General features: G+C 63.6%; 14 protein-coding genes. 12 read left to right on the top strand and 2 right to left on the bottom strand.

The window, feature by feature from the left end:
* The first annotated feature begins 5 nt into the window (after positions 1–5).
* A complete protein-coding gene (locus LOY45_RS07945; protein WP_115088026.1) occupies positions 6–3,086 on the top strand; it encodes a MexW/MexI family multidrug efflux RND transporter permease subunit in 3,081 nt (1,026 codons plus the stop codon).
* Between the two features lie 107 nt (positions 3,087–3,193).
* On the top strand, positions 3,194–4,567 hold the full coding sequence (locus LOY45_RS07940; protein ID WP_115088027.1) for a TolC family outer membrane protein: 1,374 nt from the start codon (positions 3,194–3,196) through the stop codon (positions 4,565–4,567).
* 17 nt (positions 4,568–4,584) lie between these two features.
* On the opposite strand, the gene LOY45_RS07935 is transcribed toward LOY45_RS07940, so the two are convergent.
* Complete coding sequence (locus LOY45_RS07935; RefSeq protein WP_115088028.1) at positions 4,585–5,499, bottom strand: LysR family transcriptional regulator; 915 nt, start codon at positions 5,497–5,499, stop codon at positions 4,585–4,587.
* Positions 5,500–6,173: 674 nt separating this feature from the next.
* Between LOY45_RS07935 and LOY45_RS07930 the strand changes: the two genes are divergently transcribed.
* The 9 genes from LOY45_RS07930 (at position 6,174) to LOY45_RS07890 (ending at position 15,321) form a co-directional block, all read left to right on the top strand.
* A complete protein-coding gene (locus LOY45_RS07930) occupies positions 6,174–7,361 on the top strand; it encodes a hydroxymethylglutaryl-CoA synthase (protein ID WP_258578931.1) in 1,188 nt (395 codons plus the stop codon).
* A gap of 3 nt (positions 7,362–7,364) precedes the next feature.
* On the top strand, positions 7,365–8,147 hold the full coding sequence (locus tag LOY45_RS07925) for an enoyl-CoA hydratase-related protein (RefSeq protein ID WP_115088030.1): 783 nt from the start codon (positions 7,365–7,367) through the stop codon (positions 8,145–8,147).
* An 86-nt stretch (positions 8,148–8,233) separates the two neighbouring features.
* Positions 8,234–10,180 (top strand): asparagine synthase (glutamine-hydrolyzing), encoded by a 1,947-nt coding sequence (gene asnB, locus LOY45_RS07920; protein WP_115088031.1) that lies wholly within the window; start codon positions 8,234–8,236, stop codon positions 10,178–10,180.
* Positions 10,177–11,301 (top strand): FAD-dependent oxidoreductase, encoded by a 1,125-nt coding sequence (locus LOY45_RS07915; RefSeq protein WP_115088032.1) that lies wholly within the window; start codon positions 10,177–10,179, stop codon positions 11,299–11,301. Before asnB ends, LOY45_RS07915 begins: the two co-directional genes overlap by 4 nt.
* Before the next feature lie 10 nt (positions 11,302–11,311).
* Positions 11,312–12,388 (top strand): acyl-CoA dehydrogenase family protein, encoded by a 1,077-nt coding sequence (locus LOY45_RS07910; protein ID WP_115088033.1) that lies wholly within the window; start codon positions 11,312–11,314, stop codon positions 12,386–12,388.
* A 12-nt stretch (positions 12,389–12,400) separates the two neighbouring features.
* The gene (locus LOY45_RS07905) at positions 12,401–12,838 is read left to right on the top strand and encodes a PaaI family thioesterase (protein WP_134063557.1); all 438 of its coding nucleotides are present in this window, start codon (positions 12,401–12,403) and stop codon (positions 12,836–12,838) included.
* 183 nt (positions 12,839–13,021) lie between these two features.
* Positions 13,022–13,669 (top strand): FMN-dependent NADH-azoreductase, encoded by a 648-nt coding sequence (locus LOY45_RS07900; RefSeq protein WP_115088035.1) that lies wholly within the window; start codon positions 13,022–13,024, stop codon positions 13,667–13,669.
* Position 13,670: 1 nt separating this feature from the next.
* Positions 13,671–14,531: a glutathione S-transferase C-terminal domain-containing protein gene (locus tag LOY45_RS07895; RefSeq protein WP_115088036.1), complete on the top strand. Its 861-nt coding sequence runs from the start codon at positions 13,671–13,673 to the stop codon at positions 14,529–14,531.
* 97 nt (positions 14,532–14,628) lie between these two features.
* A complete protein-coding gene (locus LOY45_RS07890) occupies positions 14,629–15,321 on the top strand; it encodes an alpha/beta hydrolase (RefSeq protein WP_115088037.1) in 693 nt (230 codons plus the stop codon).
* On the opposite strand, the gene LOY45_RS07885 is transcribed toward LOY45_RS07890, so the two are convergent.
* Complete coding sequence (locus LOY45_RS07885; protein WP_115088038.1) at positions 15,308–16,213, bottom strand: DMT family transporter; 906 nt, start codon at positions 16,211–16,213, stop codon at positions 15,308–15,310. The two genes, LOY45_RS07890 and LOY45_RS07885, sit on opposite strands and share 14 nt — an antisense overlap.
* Before the next feature lie 131 nt (positions 16,214–16,344).
* Here LOY45_RS07885 and LOY45_RS07880 point away from each other — a divergent pair, with 131 nt between their 5' ends.
* Positions 16,345–16,782: an Lrp/AsnC family transcriptional regulator gene (locus LOY45_RS07880; protein WP_115088039.1), complete on the top strand. Its 438-nt coding sequence runs from the start codon at positions 16,345–16,347 to the stop codon at positions 16,780–16,782.
* The last annotated feature ends 42 nt before the right edge of the window (positions 16,783–16,824 follow it).

The raw sequence follows: 16,824 nt of genomic DNA, 5'->3' as shown, positions 1-16,824 counted from the left end.
CCGCTATGAAATTCACTGACCTGTTCATCCGTCGGCCAGTGCTGACGCTGGTCGTCTGTTCGATGATCGTCATGCTCGGCCTGCTGGCCTTGCTGAACCTGCCGATCCGCCAGTACCCGCAGCTGGAAAGCGCGACCATCACCGTCACCACCGAATACCCGGGGGCCCGCTCCTCCTTGATGCAGGGCTTCGTCACCCAGCCCATCGCCCAGGCGGTCGCCTCGGTGGACGGCGTCGACTACCTGAGTTCGACCTCGACCCAGGGCAAGAGCGTGATCAGCATCCGCCTCAAGCTCAACGCCGATTCGAACAAGGCGCTCACCGAGATCATGGCCGCGGTCAACCAGGTGAAGTACCGCCTGCCCGAAGGCGCCTATGACTCGGTGATTGCCAAGTCCTCGGGGGAAGGCACGGCGGTGATCTATGTCGGCTTCTCGAGCAAGGAGATCGGCCTGCCGGCCATCACCGACTATATCTCGCGGGTGGTGCAACCGCTGTTCGCCTCGGTGGACGGCGTCGCCGAAGCGCAGATCCTCGGCGGGCAGAAACTGGCCATGCGCCTGTGGCTGGACCCGGCGCGCATGGCGGCGCGCAACATCTCTGCCAGCGATGTCGCCGAAGCGATCCGCAACAATAACTTCCAGGCCGCCCCGGGCCAGACCAAGGGCCAGTACGTCTCGGCCAACATCAACGTCAACACCGACCTGACCAGCGTCGAGCAGTTCCGCCAGATGGTGGTCAAGACCCAGGGCGACACCCTGATCCGCCTCAGCGATATCGGCACCGCCGAGCTGGGCGCCACGTCCTTTGACACCAGCGGCATCATGGACGGTGAACCGAGCGTGTTCATCGGCCTGCACCCGACCCCTACCGGCAACCCGCTGACCATCGTCCAGGGGGTCAAGGACCTGATGCCGCAAGTTCGCGAAAACATGCCGCCGGGCATGACCGCGAACATCGTCTTCGAGGTGGCGCGCTTCATCCAGGCGTCGATCGACGAAGTGCTCAAGACCCTGGTCGAAGCGGTGATCATCGTCGCCGTGGTGATCTTCCTGTTCCTCGGTTCGCTGCGCACCGTGCTGATCCCGCTGGTGACCATTCCGCTGTCGCTGATCGGTGCGGCGGCGATCATGAGCCTGTTCGGTTTCAGCATCAACCTGCTGACCCTGCTGGCCATGGTCCTGGCCATCGGCCTGGTGGTCGACGATGCGATCGTGGTGGTGGAGAACGTCCACCGCCATATCGAGTCGGGCAAGTCGCCGCTGCATGCGGCGCTGGTCGGCGCCCGGGAAATCGCCGGGCCGGTGATTGCCATGACCCTGACCCTGGCGGCGGTGTATGCACCGATCGGCCTGATGGGCGGGCTGACCGGGGCGCTGTTCAAGGAGTTCGCCTTTACCCTGGCCGGGGCGGTGGTGGTGTCCGGGGTGGTGGCCCTGACCCTGTCGCCGGTGATGAGCTCGTTCCTGCTCAGCCGCCAGGTCAACGAAGGGCCGATGGCCCGCGCCGCCGAACGGTTCTTCCACAGCCTGGGCAATAGCTACCGGCGCCTGCTGGACATCTCCCTGCACCATCGCAGCGTGACCCTGGTGGTGGCGGCGGCGGTGTTCATCAGCCTGCCGGTCCTGTACCTCGGCGCCCAGCGCGAACTGGCGCCGGTCGAAGACCAGGCCCAGGTGCTGGCCGTGGCCAAGGCGCCGCAATACGCCAACATCGATTACACCGAAGTCTATGCCATGAAGATGGACCGCCTGTTCGCCAGCTTTCCGGAAACCGACATCACCTGGGTGGTCAATGGCAACGATGGCCCGCGCACCGCTTTCGGCGGCGCCAACCTCAGCGTCTGGGAAGAGCGTGAACGCAGCGCCGACGAACTTCAAGGCGAGATCCAGAAGGCGGTCGGTGAAATCGAGGGTGTCAGCATCTTCGCCTTCCAGCTGCCGTCGCTGCCAGGCTCCACCGGTGGCCTGCCGGTGCAGATGGTGATCCAGAGCTCCCAGGAACACCGGGTGGTATTCGAGGCGATGGAGAAGATCAAGCAGGCCGCCATGGCCAGCGGCCTGTTTGCCGTGGTCGACAGCGACCTGGACTTCAACAGCCCCTTGGTCAATATCACCATCGACCGCAACAAGGCCAACGACCTGGGCATCAGCATGCAGGCCATCGGCGATGCCCTGGCGGTGCTGGTGGGCGAGAACTACATCAACCGCTTCGCCCTCAACGGCCGCTCCTACGATGTGATTCCGCAGGTGCTGCGCAACCAGCGCATGTCCGCCGAGATGCTGGTCGGGCAATACGTCAAGGCAGCCAACGGCGCACAGATCCCGCTGTCGACCCTGGTCAGTTTCGACATGTCGATCGAGGCCAACAAGCTGACCCAGTTCAACCAGCTCAACTCGGCCACCTTGCAGGCCGTGCCGGCGCCGGGGGTGAGCATCGGCGCTGCGGTGCAGTTCCTCAGCGCCCAGGCCGACAACCTGCCGGTGGGCTTCAGCCATGACTGGCTGTCCGACGCCCGCCAGTTCGTGCAGGAAGGCAGCGCCCTGGTGATCACCTTCATCTTCGCCATCCTGGTGATTTACCTGGTGCTGGCCGCGCAGTTCGAAAGCCTGCGCGATCCGCTGGTGATCCTCATCAGCGTGCCGATGTCGATCTGCGGTGCGCTGATCCCGCTGTACCTGGGCTATGCCACGGTGAACATCTACACGCAGATCGGCCTGGTGACCCTGATCGGCCTGATCAGCAAGCACGGCATCCTCATGGTCGAGTTCGCCAACGAACTGCAACAGGCCGAACAGCTCGACCGCCGCAGCGCCATCGAACGCGCCGCAGAGATCCGCCTGCGGCCGATCCTGATGACCACCGCGGCCATGGTCGTCGGCCTGGTACCGCTGCTGCTGGCCAGTGGCGCCGGCGCCCACAGCCGCTTCAGCCTGGGCCTGGTGATCGTGGTCGGGATGCTCATCGGCACCCTGTTCACCCTGTTCATCCTGCCGACCGTGTACTCCTTGCTGGCCAAGGACCACCGCGCCGCCAACCAGTCGCCACGCCACCAGGAACTGGCCGACGTGAGCGCCCTGGCCTGACTTCAACCGGGCACGGCCTGCGCCCTGCCCGCCTGTTTCCCTCCGCCATCCCCGGTGGCCCCCAAGGGCTGCTGCGGGACCGGCTTGGTAAAAAAAGAGAACCGCACATGTTTCGAAAGTCGATCCTGACCCTGCTGATCCTGGCGCCGCTGGCCCAGGCCGAAGAGGCTAACCGCAGCAGCCTGATGTCGGTGTACACCCAGGTGGTGGCACACAATAGTGAAATGGCCGCCGCCCGGGAGAACTACCTGGCGCGCCAGGAGGGCGTGCCCCAAGCCCGCGCCGAGTTGCTGCCACAGGTGGCCCTGGAAGCTGATGCCGGCAATCGCCGCAGCGACCGCCATAATGTCGAGGAACGCAGCGGCAGCCTCTATCGCCTGACCCTCAACCAGCCGCTGTTCGATGCCTCGCGCTGGTTCACCTTCAAGGCTGCGCAAGCCGAGAGCGAGCAGGCCGAGCTGGATTTCTCGGCATTCCAGCAGCAGTTGATCCTGCGCACCGCCGAGGCCTACTTCAACACCCTGCTGACCGAGGACAACCTGGCCGCGACCAAGGCCGAACTGCGCGCCTTCGAGCGCCAGTTGCGCCAGACCCGCCAGAGTTTCGATGCCGGCCTCTCCGACCAGAACGACGTGCTCTCGGCCCAGGCCAGTTTCGACCGCGCCAACGCCAACCTGATCGACAGCCAGCGCCGCAGCGATGATGCCTACCAGGCCCTGATGCGCCTGACCGGGCAAGCGCAGCCGCCGCTGATCGGCATCCGCCACAGCCTGCCGGTGGTGGCGCCGGTGCCGAACCAGGTCGAGCCCTGGGTTGACCAGGCGCTGAGCCAAAACCTGCGCCTGCGCGCCAGCCAGTCGCAATTGAAGGTTGCCGAACAGACCCTGCGCAGCAGCAAGGCCGAACACCTGCCGACCCTAAACCTGGCGCTGGGCTATGCCGAAGGCGACAGCGACCTGATGGACAACCCCAGCCACTTTGGCCAGCGTGCGGGCAACCAGCGCGACAGTTCGGTGATGGTGCAGTTCAAGCTGCCGATTTTCAGCGGTGGCGGCACCAGCTCGCGAGTGCGCCAGGCCAGCCATCGCCTGGACCAGAGCGAATACGACCAGACCAGCCTGCAGCGGGAAGTGGTGGAGCGTTCGCGCAACGCCTTTCGTGCGGTCAACAGTGATGTCGAGCAGGTACGGGCGCGGCGCCAGACCATCATCTCCAGCCAGGGTTCGCTCAAGGCCACCGAAGCCGGTTACGAGGTGGGCAACCGCAACATCGTCGATATCCTCGATGCCCAGCGGGATCTGTACAACGCCGTGCGCGACTACAACATCGCCCGCTACGGCTACATCCTCAATGGCCTGCGCCTCAAGCTTGAGGCCGGCAGCCTCAACCCCGGCGACCTGCAGAGCCTGGCCCAGTTCCTCAAGCCCGACTACGATCCGGACAAGGATTTCCTGCCCGCCGACCTGGCCCGCCAGGGCTGAACCAGGCCGGCGCCGGTTCAGCTGACCAGGCGCTGCGCGCTGTCCTTGTGCTGCTGGCACAGCTCACGAATGATCTGCGCCATCAGCCGCACCTCCGGGCTGTGCTTGAACTCTTCGGCATAGCCCATGTACATCGGCACCTCGCGCTCGCGCTGGTGCTGCAGCGGCACTCGGCGCAGGCTGCCATCGGCCAGCTCGTCGGCGATCACGTGCTCTGGCAGCCAGGCAAAGCCCAGGCCGCGCTCGACGAAGGTCTTGGCCGCCGCCAGGCTGCTGACCGTCCAGCGCTGCGAGGTACCGAGCCAACCGCTGTTCTGCGAACTGCGCGTACCCGAATCGCGGATCACCACCTGGCGGTGAGTCTTCATGTCATCCAGGCTCAGCTCGCCCTCGACCGCCGCCAGCGGATGGTCGGCGGCCACCACGCAGATCAGCGAGACATTGAGCAGGAACTCCTGCAGGTAACCGGACGGCAGGCTGCTGGCGATACCCAATTCGACCTTGCCGTCTTCCAGCAGCTCGCGGGCTCCGGACAGGGCGGTTTCGTACAAACGGATGCGGTGGTCCTTGAAGGTCGAGGAGAACTCATGCAAGCCCTGCTGGAGCAATTCGATGGGAAACAACACGTCAACCGCCATCGCATGCTCGGTAAACAGTCCCGGCTGATACTGGTTGGCCAGGTGTTCGAGCTTCTGCGCCGCCCCCAGCAGGTGCTTGGCCTGGGGCAACAGGGCCTTGCCCAGCGGCGTCAGCACCGCCTTGCGCCCCTCGATGATGAACAGCTCCTGGCCCAGCAGCATTTCCATGCGATTGACCGAATGGCTGATCGCCGACTGGGATTTGTACATGTGCTCGCCAGCCTGCTGAAAGCCGCCGCACTCCACGGTGGAGACGAACGCGCGCCACTGATCGAGACTGATCTTGGAAAACATGCCTACCTCCTTGTATGACCGGCATCGGGACGTCAACTACGTCACCCCGGCGTTTGTACCACAGGCGCAGCGGATACATGAAGCGGGTGACCGGTTCAGCGCTACTTAATTCACTTTTCCCGGCCTTCGCCTTCATGCGACAACTGAATAGCAAAGCGATTGTTCAATCAGGGATGAAACGCCGACCTTCAGGGAGAACGCTATGGATTCAGCGACTCAGGCACGAACAACTAAAGCAACAGCGAAACGGGTGTACAGCGCCCGCCCCTACCGGCATAAACATTCAATAAAGCGACCTCCACCCGGCGCCGCCTGATTATTTAAATAAACAGTTATTGTCGAACAAACCGGCAAAATAAAATAATACTTGTCTTTCACCTGTTCTTTTCGCTTCGTGCTTGCGCGAGGCTTTAGCCTGCCTGTTACAAAGCCCTGCATAGCTGAATGAATACGACACCAGCGCCGTAAAACAACGGCTGCCTGTCATAAAAAAACAACAGTCAACAACCCATGAACCCCCCTCATGAATCCTATCTGAATATTTCGCTTTTCCTGATTGAACCTTCAGCCGCAATAATTCTACCGCCACTTGCAACTGGATAAGTCGGCACCGGAAAACTACAACCCGGGCGTGTATCTGGAACTTCTCGAACGAATAATAAATGGGCATACACATGAAAATCGGCATTGACGATATTGGGCTGTTTGTACCGGAGCACTTCTTTCCACTCGATGAACTTGCCGCACGGCATAATATCGACCCTAATAAATACCTGGTGGGTATTGGCCAGGAATTCATGGCCGTCCCCGCCCCTGACGAAGACATCGTCACCCTGGCGGCCAACGCTGCACTGCCGTTGATCGACAGCGCAACCCGGGCCAGCATTGCCACGGTGATCCTGGCCACTGAAAGCGGCATCGACCAGTCGAAATCGGCCGGTCTGTTCGTCCATAGCCTGCTCGGCCTGCGTGCCGACTGCCGGGTGGTGGAGTTCAAGCAGGCCTGCTACGGCGCCACTGCCGGCTTGCAGATGGCCTGTGCCCTGGTCCGCCAGCGCCCACAGGAAAAAGTCCTGGTGATCGCCACCGACATCGCCCGCTACGAGCAGAACTCCGAGGGTGAATGCACCCAGGGCGCCGGCGCCGTGGCGATGATCGTCAGCGAAAACCCGCGCCTGCTGGAGATCCATCCGCACCAGGGCCGCTACAGCCTGGACGTCATGGACTTCTGGCGGCCGAACTACCGCAGCACCGCGCTGGTGGACGGCAAACTGTCGATCGATGTCTACCTCGAGTCGCTGCAACACGCCTGGCAGAACTACCGTGCCGATGGCGGCCTGGCCCTCACTGACATCAGCTACCTGTGCTTCCACCAGCCGTTCACCAAGATGGCGAAAAAAGCCTTCTCGGTGTTCGAGAATATCGAGCCGGAAGCCGCCAAGGCCCTCGGCGACAAGGCCTACAACACCAGCCAGCTATACGGCAAAGCCATCGGCAACTGCTACACCGCCTCGCTGTACATCGCCCTGCTGTCGCTGCTGGACAAGACCGAGGAAGACCTCAGCGGCCAGCACATCGGCCTGTTCAGCTACGGTTCGGGCAGCGTCGGCGAGTTCTTCAGCGCCACCGTGGTCAAGGGTTACCAGGCCCATTCGCGACGCCAGCAACATGCGCGCATGCTCGCCCAGCGCACGCGCCTGAGCCACGCCCAGTACAGCGACTGGTTCTACGGCAACAACCAGCCGGCCAGCGCCGACTACAGCACCCCGCGCGTGACCACTGGCGCCTTCCGCTACTGCGGCGCCGAAGGTTACCGCCGTCTGTACGAAAGCACCGCCCAGCAGCTGCAGATGGCGAGCTAGGCCATGAGCGAAGTGCTTCTGAGCTGGCTGCAGCCGACGGTTGCCTGCCTGACCCTGAACCGTCCCCATGCCGGCAACGCCCTCAATGAAAGCCTGTTGCGGGCCTTGACCGGGCATCTGGATGAACTGGCCAGCCGCCCCGGGCTGCGGGCCCTGGTGCTGGACGGCGCCGGCGAGCATTTCTGCACCGGTGCCGACCTTGAGTGGATGCGTCGCAGCCTGGCTTTCAGCGAAGCCCAGAACCTGCAGGACGCCGGCCTTCTGGCCGCTGTCCTGCAGCAACTGGACAACTTCCCGGTGCCGGTCATCGTCGTCGCCAAGGGTTCGGTGTTCGGCGGTGCCCTGGGCCTGCTGTGCTGCGCCGACTATGTGCTGGCAGCCGAACAGACGCGATTCTCCTTCAGCGAAGCGCGCCTGGGCCTGGCGCCGGCGATGATCAGCCCCTACGTAGTGCGCGCCATGGGCCTGCGCCAGGCGCGGCGCTACATGCTGTCGGCAGAGATTTTCGACGGCGACAGCGCGGTGCAGCTGCAACTGGTGCACAAGCAGGTGCCGCTGCAGGTGCTTGAGAGTTGCCGCGACCGTTGGCTGGGACTGCTGCTGCAGACCGGCCCCCAGGCCAGCCGCGCGGTCAAGCACATGCTCCTGCGCCTGGGCCGCCAGGACGGCCTGCTCGAAGAGCAACCGGAAAACCTGCGGCTGATCGCCCGCCTGCGCACTTCGCCAGAAGGCCAGCACGGACTCAACGCTTTTTTCAATCGCACCCGGCCTGACTGGGTGGAGTGAACCCTGATGTGTTGCGGGTGAGTTTGCCCCCGCTACCCGGCGCCGCCCGATGACGACGCCCGACCTCATTCAAAAAGGAATTTGCCATGTGTGGTTTTATCGGTGTGTATCAGTCCAATCGCCACAATGTTCCCGACCAGGCAGTGCTTGATGCCCTGGTCGCCATCAATCACCGCGGTCCGGACGAACACAGCCTCTGGCGTGACCCCGGCGAGCACGCCGTGCTCGGCCATACCCGTCTGAGCATCATCGGCCTGGACAACGGCATGCAGCCGATCGTTGCCGACGAAGGTGACTTGGTGATCGTGGTCAATGGTGAGTTCTACGACCACGAACGCATCCGCGCCGAGCTCGAAGCTGACGGTGCCACCTTCAAGACCGCCTCGGACAGCGAGATCGCCCTGCACCTGTACCGCCGCTCGGGCCTGGCCGGGCTCAACCGCCTGCGCGGCGAGTTCTCGATGGTGCTGTTCGACCGTCAGCGCCGCCTGATGCTGGCAGTGCGTGACCGCCTGGGGATCAAGCCGCTGTTCTACGCCCAGCATGAGGGCAACTGGTACTTCGCTTCGGAGATCAAGGCCCTGGTGGCGGCCGGTGTCAGCGCCGAGTGGGATGAAAACGCCTACGCCAGCCGCGCCTTCTACCTGCGCGATCACACCCTGTTCAAGGGTGTACGCAGTGTGCAGCCGGGCTGCTGGATCATGGTCGACCACGGCGGCTTGCACAGCGGCCGCTACTGGGACATGGAGTTTGCCCGCCGCGACGCAGTGGCACCGTCCGACGAAGCCGGGATGATCCAGGCAGTGCGCGAAGCCATCGAGGAATCGGTGCGCCTGCGCCTGCGTGCCGATGTGCCCATGGGCGTTTACCTGAGCGGCGGCATCGACTCCTCGGCCATGCTCGGGATCGCCACCAAGCTGCATGGCGAGCCGCTGGATGCCTTCAACCTGTCGTTCACCGACATGGACGACTACGACGAGAACCGCTTCGCGCGCCTGGCTGCCGAGCACAACAATGCACGCTTCCACACCATCGAAATCACCCAGGACCACCTGGCGGACAATTTCGAGCAGGCCCTGTGGCACAACGAAACGCCATTCTTCAACGCCCACGGCGTGGCCAAGTACATCCTCAGCCGCGAAGTGCGCAAGGCCGGCATGAAGGTCGTGCTGACCGGTGAAGGCGCCGATGAAGTGTTCGCCGGCTACCCGCATTTTCGTCGCGACATGCTGCTGTACAACAACGAGCAGCAGGACCCGAAAGTCATCAGCCTGCTGCGCCAGCGGATCAAGGACAACGAACAGGGCTACACCGGCGCCAACATGCCCCATGACATCCACTGGATGGTCAATCAGCTCAAGCACGGCGTGTCCTGGCTGGACAACCAGGCCGGCTGGTTCAAAGCCCTGGAAGGCCTGTACCGCGCCGATTTCCGCGATCACTTCGCCGGTATCGACCCGTACCGCCAGTTCTTCGACCGTCTCGACCACAGCAAGCTGCAAGGCCGCGATCCGGTGCACAACTCGATGTACCTGTGGGCCAAGTCGTACCTGCCCAACTTCGTCCTCACCACCCTAGGTGACCGCATGGAGATGGCCAACAGCATCGAAGGCCGGGTACCGCTGCTGGACCACCACGTGGTCGAGCTGGCCTGCCAGATGCCAGTGTGGATGAAGGTGCGTGGCGCCACCGAGAAGTTCGTCTTCCGCGAAGCCATGCGCCCCTACCTGCCGACTGCACTGTACGAGCGCAAGAAGCACTACTTCCGCGCGCCGCCGGCCACCCTGCAGCAGCAAGGACGCCTGTATCAACTGGTCCAGGACACCCTCAACAGCAGCGACCTGGACGCCCTGCCGTTCTTCGATGCGGCCAAGGTGCGTGCCCTGCTCAACCAACTGCCGAGCCTGTCGGCCCAGGAACAGGGCCTGCTTGACCCGATGCTGATGGAGCTGACCAGCCTGTGCCTGCTGCAACGTCGCTACCGCATGACCAGCCAGCAATGGAACCCCCTGGATGCAGGGGTGGCGGCATGAAAATCGCGATCATTGGCGCGGGCCTCAATGGCCTGGCCTGTGCCCTCATGCTCAAGCGCTTCGGCCTGGACTGCACGGTCTACGAACGCAGCCACGGGCCACGGGATTCCGGGACCGGGATCTACGTCTGGCCCCAGGGCGTGCAGGTGTTGCGCTTTCTGTTCAACGATCGTGAGTTCATGCAGCACGGCAAAGCCATCGAGTACCTCGACACCCATGGTCGCGATGGCCAGTTGATCCACAGCCAGCCGGTGCGTCCGGCCGGGCTGGGGATCCCGGCACCGGCGGTGATGTTCCCGCGCAGCGAGCTGTTCGGCCTGCTGCGCGAGAAGCTCGGTGGCGAGCAGGTACGCTACGAAATGGGCTGCGAGCGGATCGAGAACCTCGGCGATCGGGCCCGGGTGCACTTCAGCAATGGTCATCAACAGGACTTTGACTTGGTGATCGGCAGCGATGGCGTCGGCTCGACCGTACGCCAATGCCTGGAGCCGGGGCTCGAGCCCTACGACACCGGCCTGGTGGCCAGCCGCGGCATGGTCGAGTTCGACTCGCCGCTGCTGCACAGCGACCGCTGCCAGATCTTCACCTCGGCCTTCTCGCGGGTGGTCACCTACCCGCTGGCCGCCGACCGGCCGTACCGGTACTGGTTCGCCGCTTACCAGCACCACAACCAGCCGTTGCACGACCGTGACGGGCTGCTGGAGCTGTTCGCCGACCTGCCCGCGGACATCCTGCGGATGATCGAGCGGACCCCGCACGAGCAGATCCTCACCCACAAGATGATGGCCCTGACCGGCGCCGGGCGCTGGCACAACGGCCGGGTGGCGATGCTCGGCGACAGCATCCACGCCATGCTGCCGACCCTTGGCTATGGCCTGACCCTGGGCCTGGAGAACGGCTTCATGCTCGCCCAGGCCCTGGTCGGCCTGTGCGACGACAGCCTCGATGCCGCCCTGCAGCGCTACGAAGTGCGCGCTGCCGAGCGCTCGCGGGTGATGCTGGAAGTGATGCGCGACATGACCGACCTGTACTACTTCGAAGAAGACAGCGCGGTCACCCCGGCGCGCATCCTGCCGATCGTCAACCGCTTCCACGACCTGGCCCATACCACCGTATTCTGAGGGAACGAGCATGAGCGAAGCCTATCGCAACGACGTGCGCGCCTTTGTCAGCCAGCACATCAGCCCCAATGTGGCGCAGTGGGAAGAGTCCGGGGCCTACCCGCCACAACTCAATCAGCTGGCCGGCGAAGCCGGGTTGCTCAACCTGGGCCATACCAGCGCAGTGTTACCGGACGATCCACAGCGCCTGGCGATCCTGGTCGAGGAACTGACCCGCAGCGGTGCCCAAGGCATCACCATGGGCCTGGGTTCGCACCTTGTGAGCCTCAAGGCCCTGCAGGCCAGCGCCCCGGAACTGGCCGCCGACCTGATCCCGGCGGTGCTCGATGGCCGCCAGAGCATCGCCCTGGCGATCACCGAAAGCCAGGCCGGCTCCGACCTGCGCGCCCTCACCTGCCGCGCCGAACGCCACGCCGACGGCTACCGGTTAAGCGGCCACAAGGCGTTCATCTGCAACGGCGCGCGGGCCGACTGGCTGTTGCTGGTCGGCCACTGTGAAGACGGCCTGGCCTTGTTCCTGGTCGACGGCAAGGCCGCCGGTATCAGCCATACGCCGCGCCAATGCCTGGGCTGGCGCTGCCTGCCGCTGGCCGACCTGAGCTTCGACAACACCCCCGTGGTACGCCTGACCCAGGGCGGCGGTGTCGGCCGTCTGCTGCAAGGTAGCCTGCAGCAGGAGCGTCTGAACCTGGCGGTAATGGCCAGCACCTCTGCCGATATCGCCCTGCAGCAAGCCATTGCCTGGTGCAGGCAGCGCAAGGTCGGCGGCAAGGCCCTGATCGACAAATCGGTGATTCGCCATCGCCTGAGCGAGCACTACGCGCAACTGAGCGTCAGCCGTCATTACGTGCAGGCCTGCGTGACCTTGCAGGCCGCCGGCCAGTTGAGCCCGCACCAGGTGGCAATCGCCAAGAACAGCGCGGTACAGACCCTGGAAACCATCGCCCGCGATGCCGTGCAATTGCAGGGCGCCCACGGTTGCATGGCGCCCAACGGCGTCGAACGCATTCACCGCGATGCCCGCCTGCTGGCGATCGGCGGCGGTACCCACGAAATCATGCTGGAAATCATTGCCCGGCAACTGTGAAGGAACACAGCCATGAGTCAGATCAGTGAACACGCCGCCGCCCACTCCAGTGCGCTGCTCGAACACGCCTACCAGCGCTACTGCGGGCTCGAACTGCTGGAGCAATCGCCTGGCGCCTGCACCTGCCGCCTGCGGGTCACCGAAGCCATCGACAACCTCAGCCACACCCTGCACGGCGGGGTGATCTATTCGATGCTCGATGTGGTCAGCATGCTTGCCACGCTGCCGATTCTCGGCCCCGAGGAATATGCCCTGACCAGCAGTTTCAATACCATGCTGATGTCGGCCAGCCCCTTGCACAGCGAGCTGGAGTTCAAGGCCCGGGTGATCCGTGACGGGCGCAATCTGATCTTCACCCAGGCCGACGCCTGGCGGCTCAATGCCGATGGCAGCCGCACCCAGGTGGCCAGCGCGCAACTGACCAAGTTTCGCCTCAAACACCAGTGGTAAGGGCTGCTCCCGCAGCCCCGGCAAACAGCCCGGTAGCGCACTCGCCTGCGCCACCGGGCTGTTTGCGTTGGGGGCCGGGAAATACATGAAGACCCTTGAAGTTTGAACCTGAATATATGCGCTATTTTTGTCCGGCCAATTGTTAAAAACTCTAGTGACTCCCTCATCACAAGAGTTCAAGCCATGAATCACAAAGTATTGGTCATTCGTTCTTCGATCAAAACCGACGGCGGTTTTTCCGGGCAACTGGTCGACAACTTCCTTGCAGAACTCAAGGAGGTGATTCCAGAAGCCTCGATTGTCGTGCGCGACCTGCACGCCCAGCCGATCCCGCACCTCAACGCGGTGACCATGGATGCCCTGTACGGTGGCGATGCCAGCAGCGCCGAAGCCAGCGCCGCGCTGAAACTGTCCAACGAACTGATCGAAGAACTGCAGGAAGCCGACCGCGTGGTCATCGGCCTGCCCCGCTACAACTTCGGCGCACCGTCGATCCTGCATGCCTGGGTCGACTATCTGGTACGCGCCGGCGTCACCTTCAACTACGTCGATGGCGCCCCGGTCGGGTTGATCAACGACAAACCGGTGCATGTGCTCAACACCAGCGGTGGCGTCTACAGCCAGGGCAGCGACAGCCTGGCCGGCTGGCTCTCGCAGACCCTGGGCTTCATCGGCCTGCAGCACGTCGAATTCATCTACGCCGAAGGCCTGGGCATGGGCGAGGAAAGCCTGGCCAACGGCCTGGCCGCTGCCCGTCGGCAGATCCAGCACAGCATTGAATCCATGGGCGCACGCCCGCGCCTGAGCCTGGCTGCCGCGCAAGGGAGGTAACATGTCCAAAGCGAACGACAACACCCTGGGTGAAGCGCTGATCCTCAGCGAACTGGTGGCCGAACCCAACCGCTATCACCTGTACATCTCCCACGCCTGCCCATTCTCGCACCGCGTGCACCTGGTGCAGAGCCTGCTGGGCCTGGGCGATGCGCTGGATGTCACCTCGGTGGCGGCGCGTCGCTACGACAAGGGCTGGGAGTTCGATGAACGCGACCAGGATCCACTGCACAAGGACGTAACGCTGCTGTCGACCCTGTACCAACGCTCGCACCCGGACTTCAGCGGCAACCAGTCGGTGCCGGTGCTCTGGGACCGACGCAAGGACTGCATCGCCCACAACGATTCGGCCGAGCTGGCCCTGCAGATGGCCACCCGCCTGCTGCCCCTGGCGCGCACCCCGCTGGACCTGGTGCCGGAGCGCTCCAGCTGCGACATCGTCGAGCTCAACAGCTGGCTGCACACCAACATCAACCGCATGGTCTACCACATGGGCTTTGCCCCCGACCAGCACAGCTACGACAAGGCCTACGCGCAGTTCTTCGCGGCCATGGACAGCCTGGAAAACCGGCTGCGCAAGCAGCCTTACCTGGTCGGTGGCACGCTGAGCCTGAGCGACCTGTTCCTGCTGCCGACGCTGATCCGCTATGAAGCGGTGTACTACGTGCACTTCAAGGCCAACTTCAAGACCTTGAGCGAATACCCGGCGCTGTATGAGTACCTGTGCCGCCTGGTACGGATTCCGGAGATCTACCGCACCATCGACATGGCCCATATCAAGCTGCATTACTACTACTCCCACGACCACATCAACCCGACCCGTATCGTCCCCCAGGGCCCAGCCCTGCCCTGGCTGAACTGACCTGGGCCTGTCGCGGCGCCGTGGCCCGCGGCAGGACTCCTCGCAATCAGGCAGGAGCGTCTACACTGGCTTTCCCACCCTTAGCTGGAGAACGGCCATGAGCGACACCCCATCCATTGTCCTGGTTCATGGTTTCTGGGGCGGCGCCGCCCACTGGAGCCGGGTCATCCTTGAGCTGTCACGCCTGGGCCACCGCAACCTGCATGCGGTGGAAATGCCCCTGACCTCGCTTGCCGACGACGCCGAACGCACGCGCAAGATGGTCGCCTCAATACCCGGCAAGGTGTTGTTGGTCGGTCATTCCTATGGCGGCGCGGTGATTACCCAGATGGGCAACCAGAAAAATGTCGCGGGCCTGGTCTACATTGCCGCCTTTGCCCCTGATAACGGCGAGAGCCCCGGCGGCATCACCGCCCAGCACCCGCCGGAAGCGGCCGCCAACCTGCAACCGGACGGCGATGGCTACCTGTGGATCAAACCCGACAAGATGCATGAGAGTTTTTGCCAGGACCTGGGCAAGGATGAAGGGCTGGTCATGAGCGTGACCCAGAAAGCGCCGCTGGCCAGCACCTTCGGCGACACCATCGGCGACCCTGCGTGGAAACACAAACCCACCTGGTACCAGCTCTCGACCCACGACCGGATGATCCACCCGGACAACCAGCAACTCATGGCTCAACGCATGCAACCCAAGGAGCTGCTCAAGCTGGACGCCAGCCACGCCTCACTGGCCTCCAGGGCCGCCGAAGTGGCGGCCCTGATCGACCGTGCGGCGGTCAGTCTGGCTTGACCGCCGGGACCTTCAGAGCGGGTTTGAACCACCAGCCTTGCTGCATGCCGGCCGCGGCCAGCAGGATCGCGGCCACGCCCAGCCATTGCAGTGGTTCAAGCCGATGGCCGAAGGCGAACCAGTCGACGAAGATCGCCGCGATCGGGTAGATGAACGACAGCGCCCCGGTCAAGGCGGTCGGCAGTTTCTGGATCGCGCCATACAGCAGCACGTACATCACCCCGGTGTGAACGATGCCCAGGGTCACCAGGCTGGCGAGCGCGCCGACATCGCCTGGCAGGCCGCTGGTGTTGGCCCAGGGCGCCAGCAGGAGAATGCCGGTGCACACCTGGATCAGGGCGATCAGGTGCGGCGGGGTGCCGCTCAGGCGCTTGATGATCAACGCCGCCACTGCATAGAGAAGCGCCGCGCCCAAGGCCAGGGCGATGCCCAGCAGGTAATCGTTGCCACTACCGCCCTGGCTGCCATGGGCGCTGACGATCGCCAGCATCCCGGCAAAGGAAACCGCCAGCCAGAACAGCTTGGGCACGGTGATCTTCTCACCGAGAAACAGCGCCGCCAGGCCGACCAGCATGAACGGTTGGACGTTGTACACCGCGGTACCGATGGCAATCGAGGCGCGGGAATAAGACGCGAACAGCAACACCCAATTGCCGACGATGGCCACGCCGCTGAGCACCGCCAAGGCGAAGGTGGTCAGGGTCAGGAGGCTGGGCTTGAGAAAGCCCATGGCCAGGCAGATCAGCAACAAGGTCCCGGCACCGAACACGCAGCGCCAGAACACCACATCCAGCACCGGTTGCCCGGACACCAGCACAAACCAGCCAATGGTCCCGGAAATCAACATCGCGGCGACCATTTCGAACGACCCACGGCGTATTGAACTGTCCATCACTCACCTCCTTGACGATGGGCAAATTATGGCAAGGGTGCCGGGGCCCGTTCCAGTTGATAAAACAGGCTAGACTGACTCTCTACCTTTACTATCAAGGCAGTTTTCGATTTTTGCCTAACGAGGCCCGTATGACCGACGACATTGACCAGCTGTTGATCAAGGCACTGATGGAAGACTCGCGGCGCTCGCTCAAGGCCCTGGCGCAGCTCAGCGGTTTGTCTTCGCCCAGCGTCAGTGAACGCCTGCGCCGGCTGGAGGAGCGCGGCGTGCTCAAGGGCTACACGGTGGAGATCGACCCGCGCTGCTTCGGTTACCAGCTGCAGGCCATTGTGCGGGTGCGGCCGTTGCCGGGGCAGTTGCAAGAGGTTGAACGGCAGATCATGGCCATCCCCGAGTTCACCGAGTGCGACAAGGTCACCGGCGATGACTGCTTTATCGCACGCTTGCACGTACGCTCGATGGAAGAGCTCGACACCGTGCTGGACAAGCTCAACAGCCATGCCGAGACCAACACCGCAATCGTCAAGAAAACCCCGGTGAAACGGCGCTTGCCACCGATGGCCTGAACGATCCGCGGCCACTGTGGGAGCTGGCTTTGCCAGCGATCG

Source organism: Pseudomonas wadenswilerensis (assembly GCF_024749185.1).
Taxonomy (GTDB): Bacteria; Pseudomonadota; Gammaproteobacteria; order Pseudomonadales; family Pseudomonadaceae; genus Aquipseudomonas; species Aquipseudomonas wadenswilerensis.
This window is presented reverse-complemented; position numbering and strand designations above follow the sequence as displayed.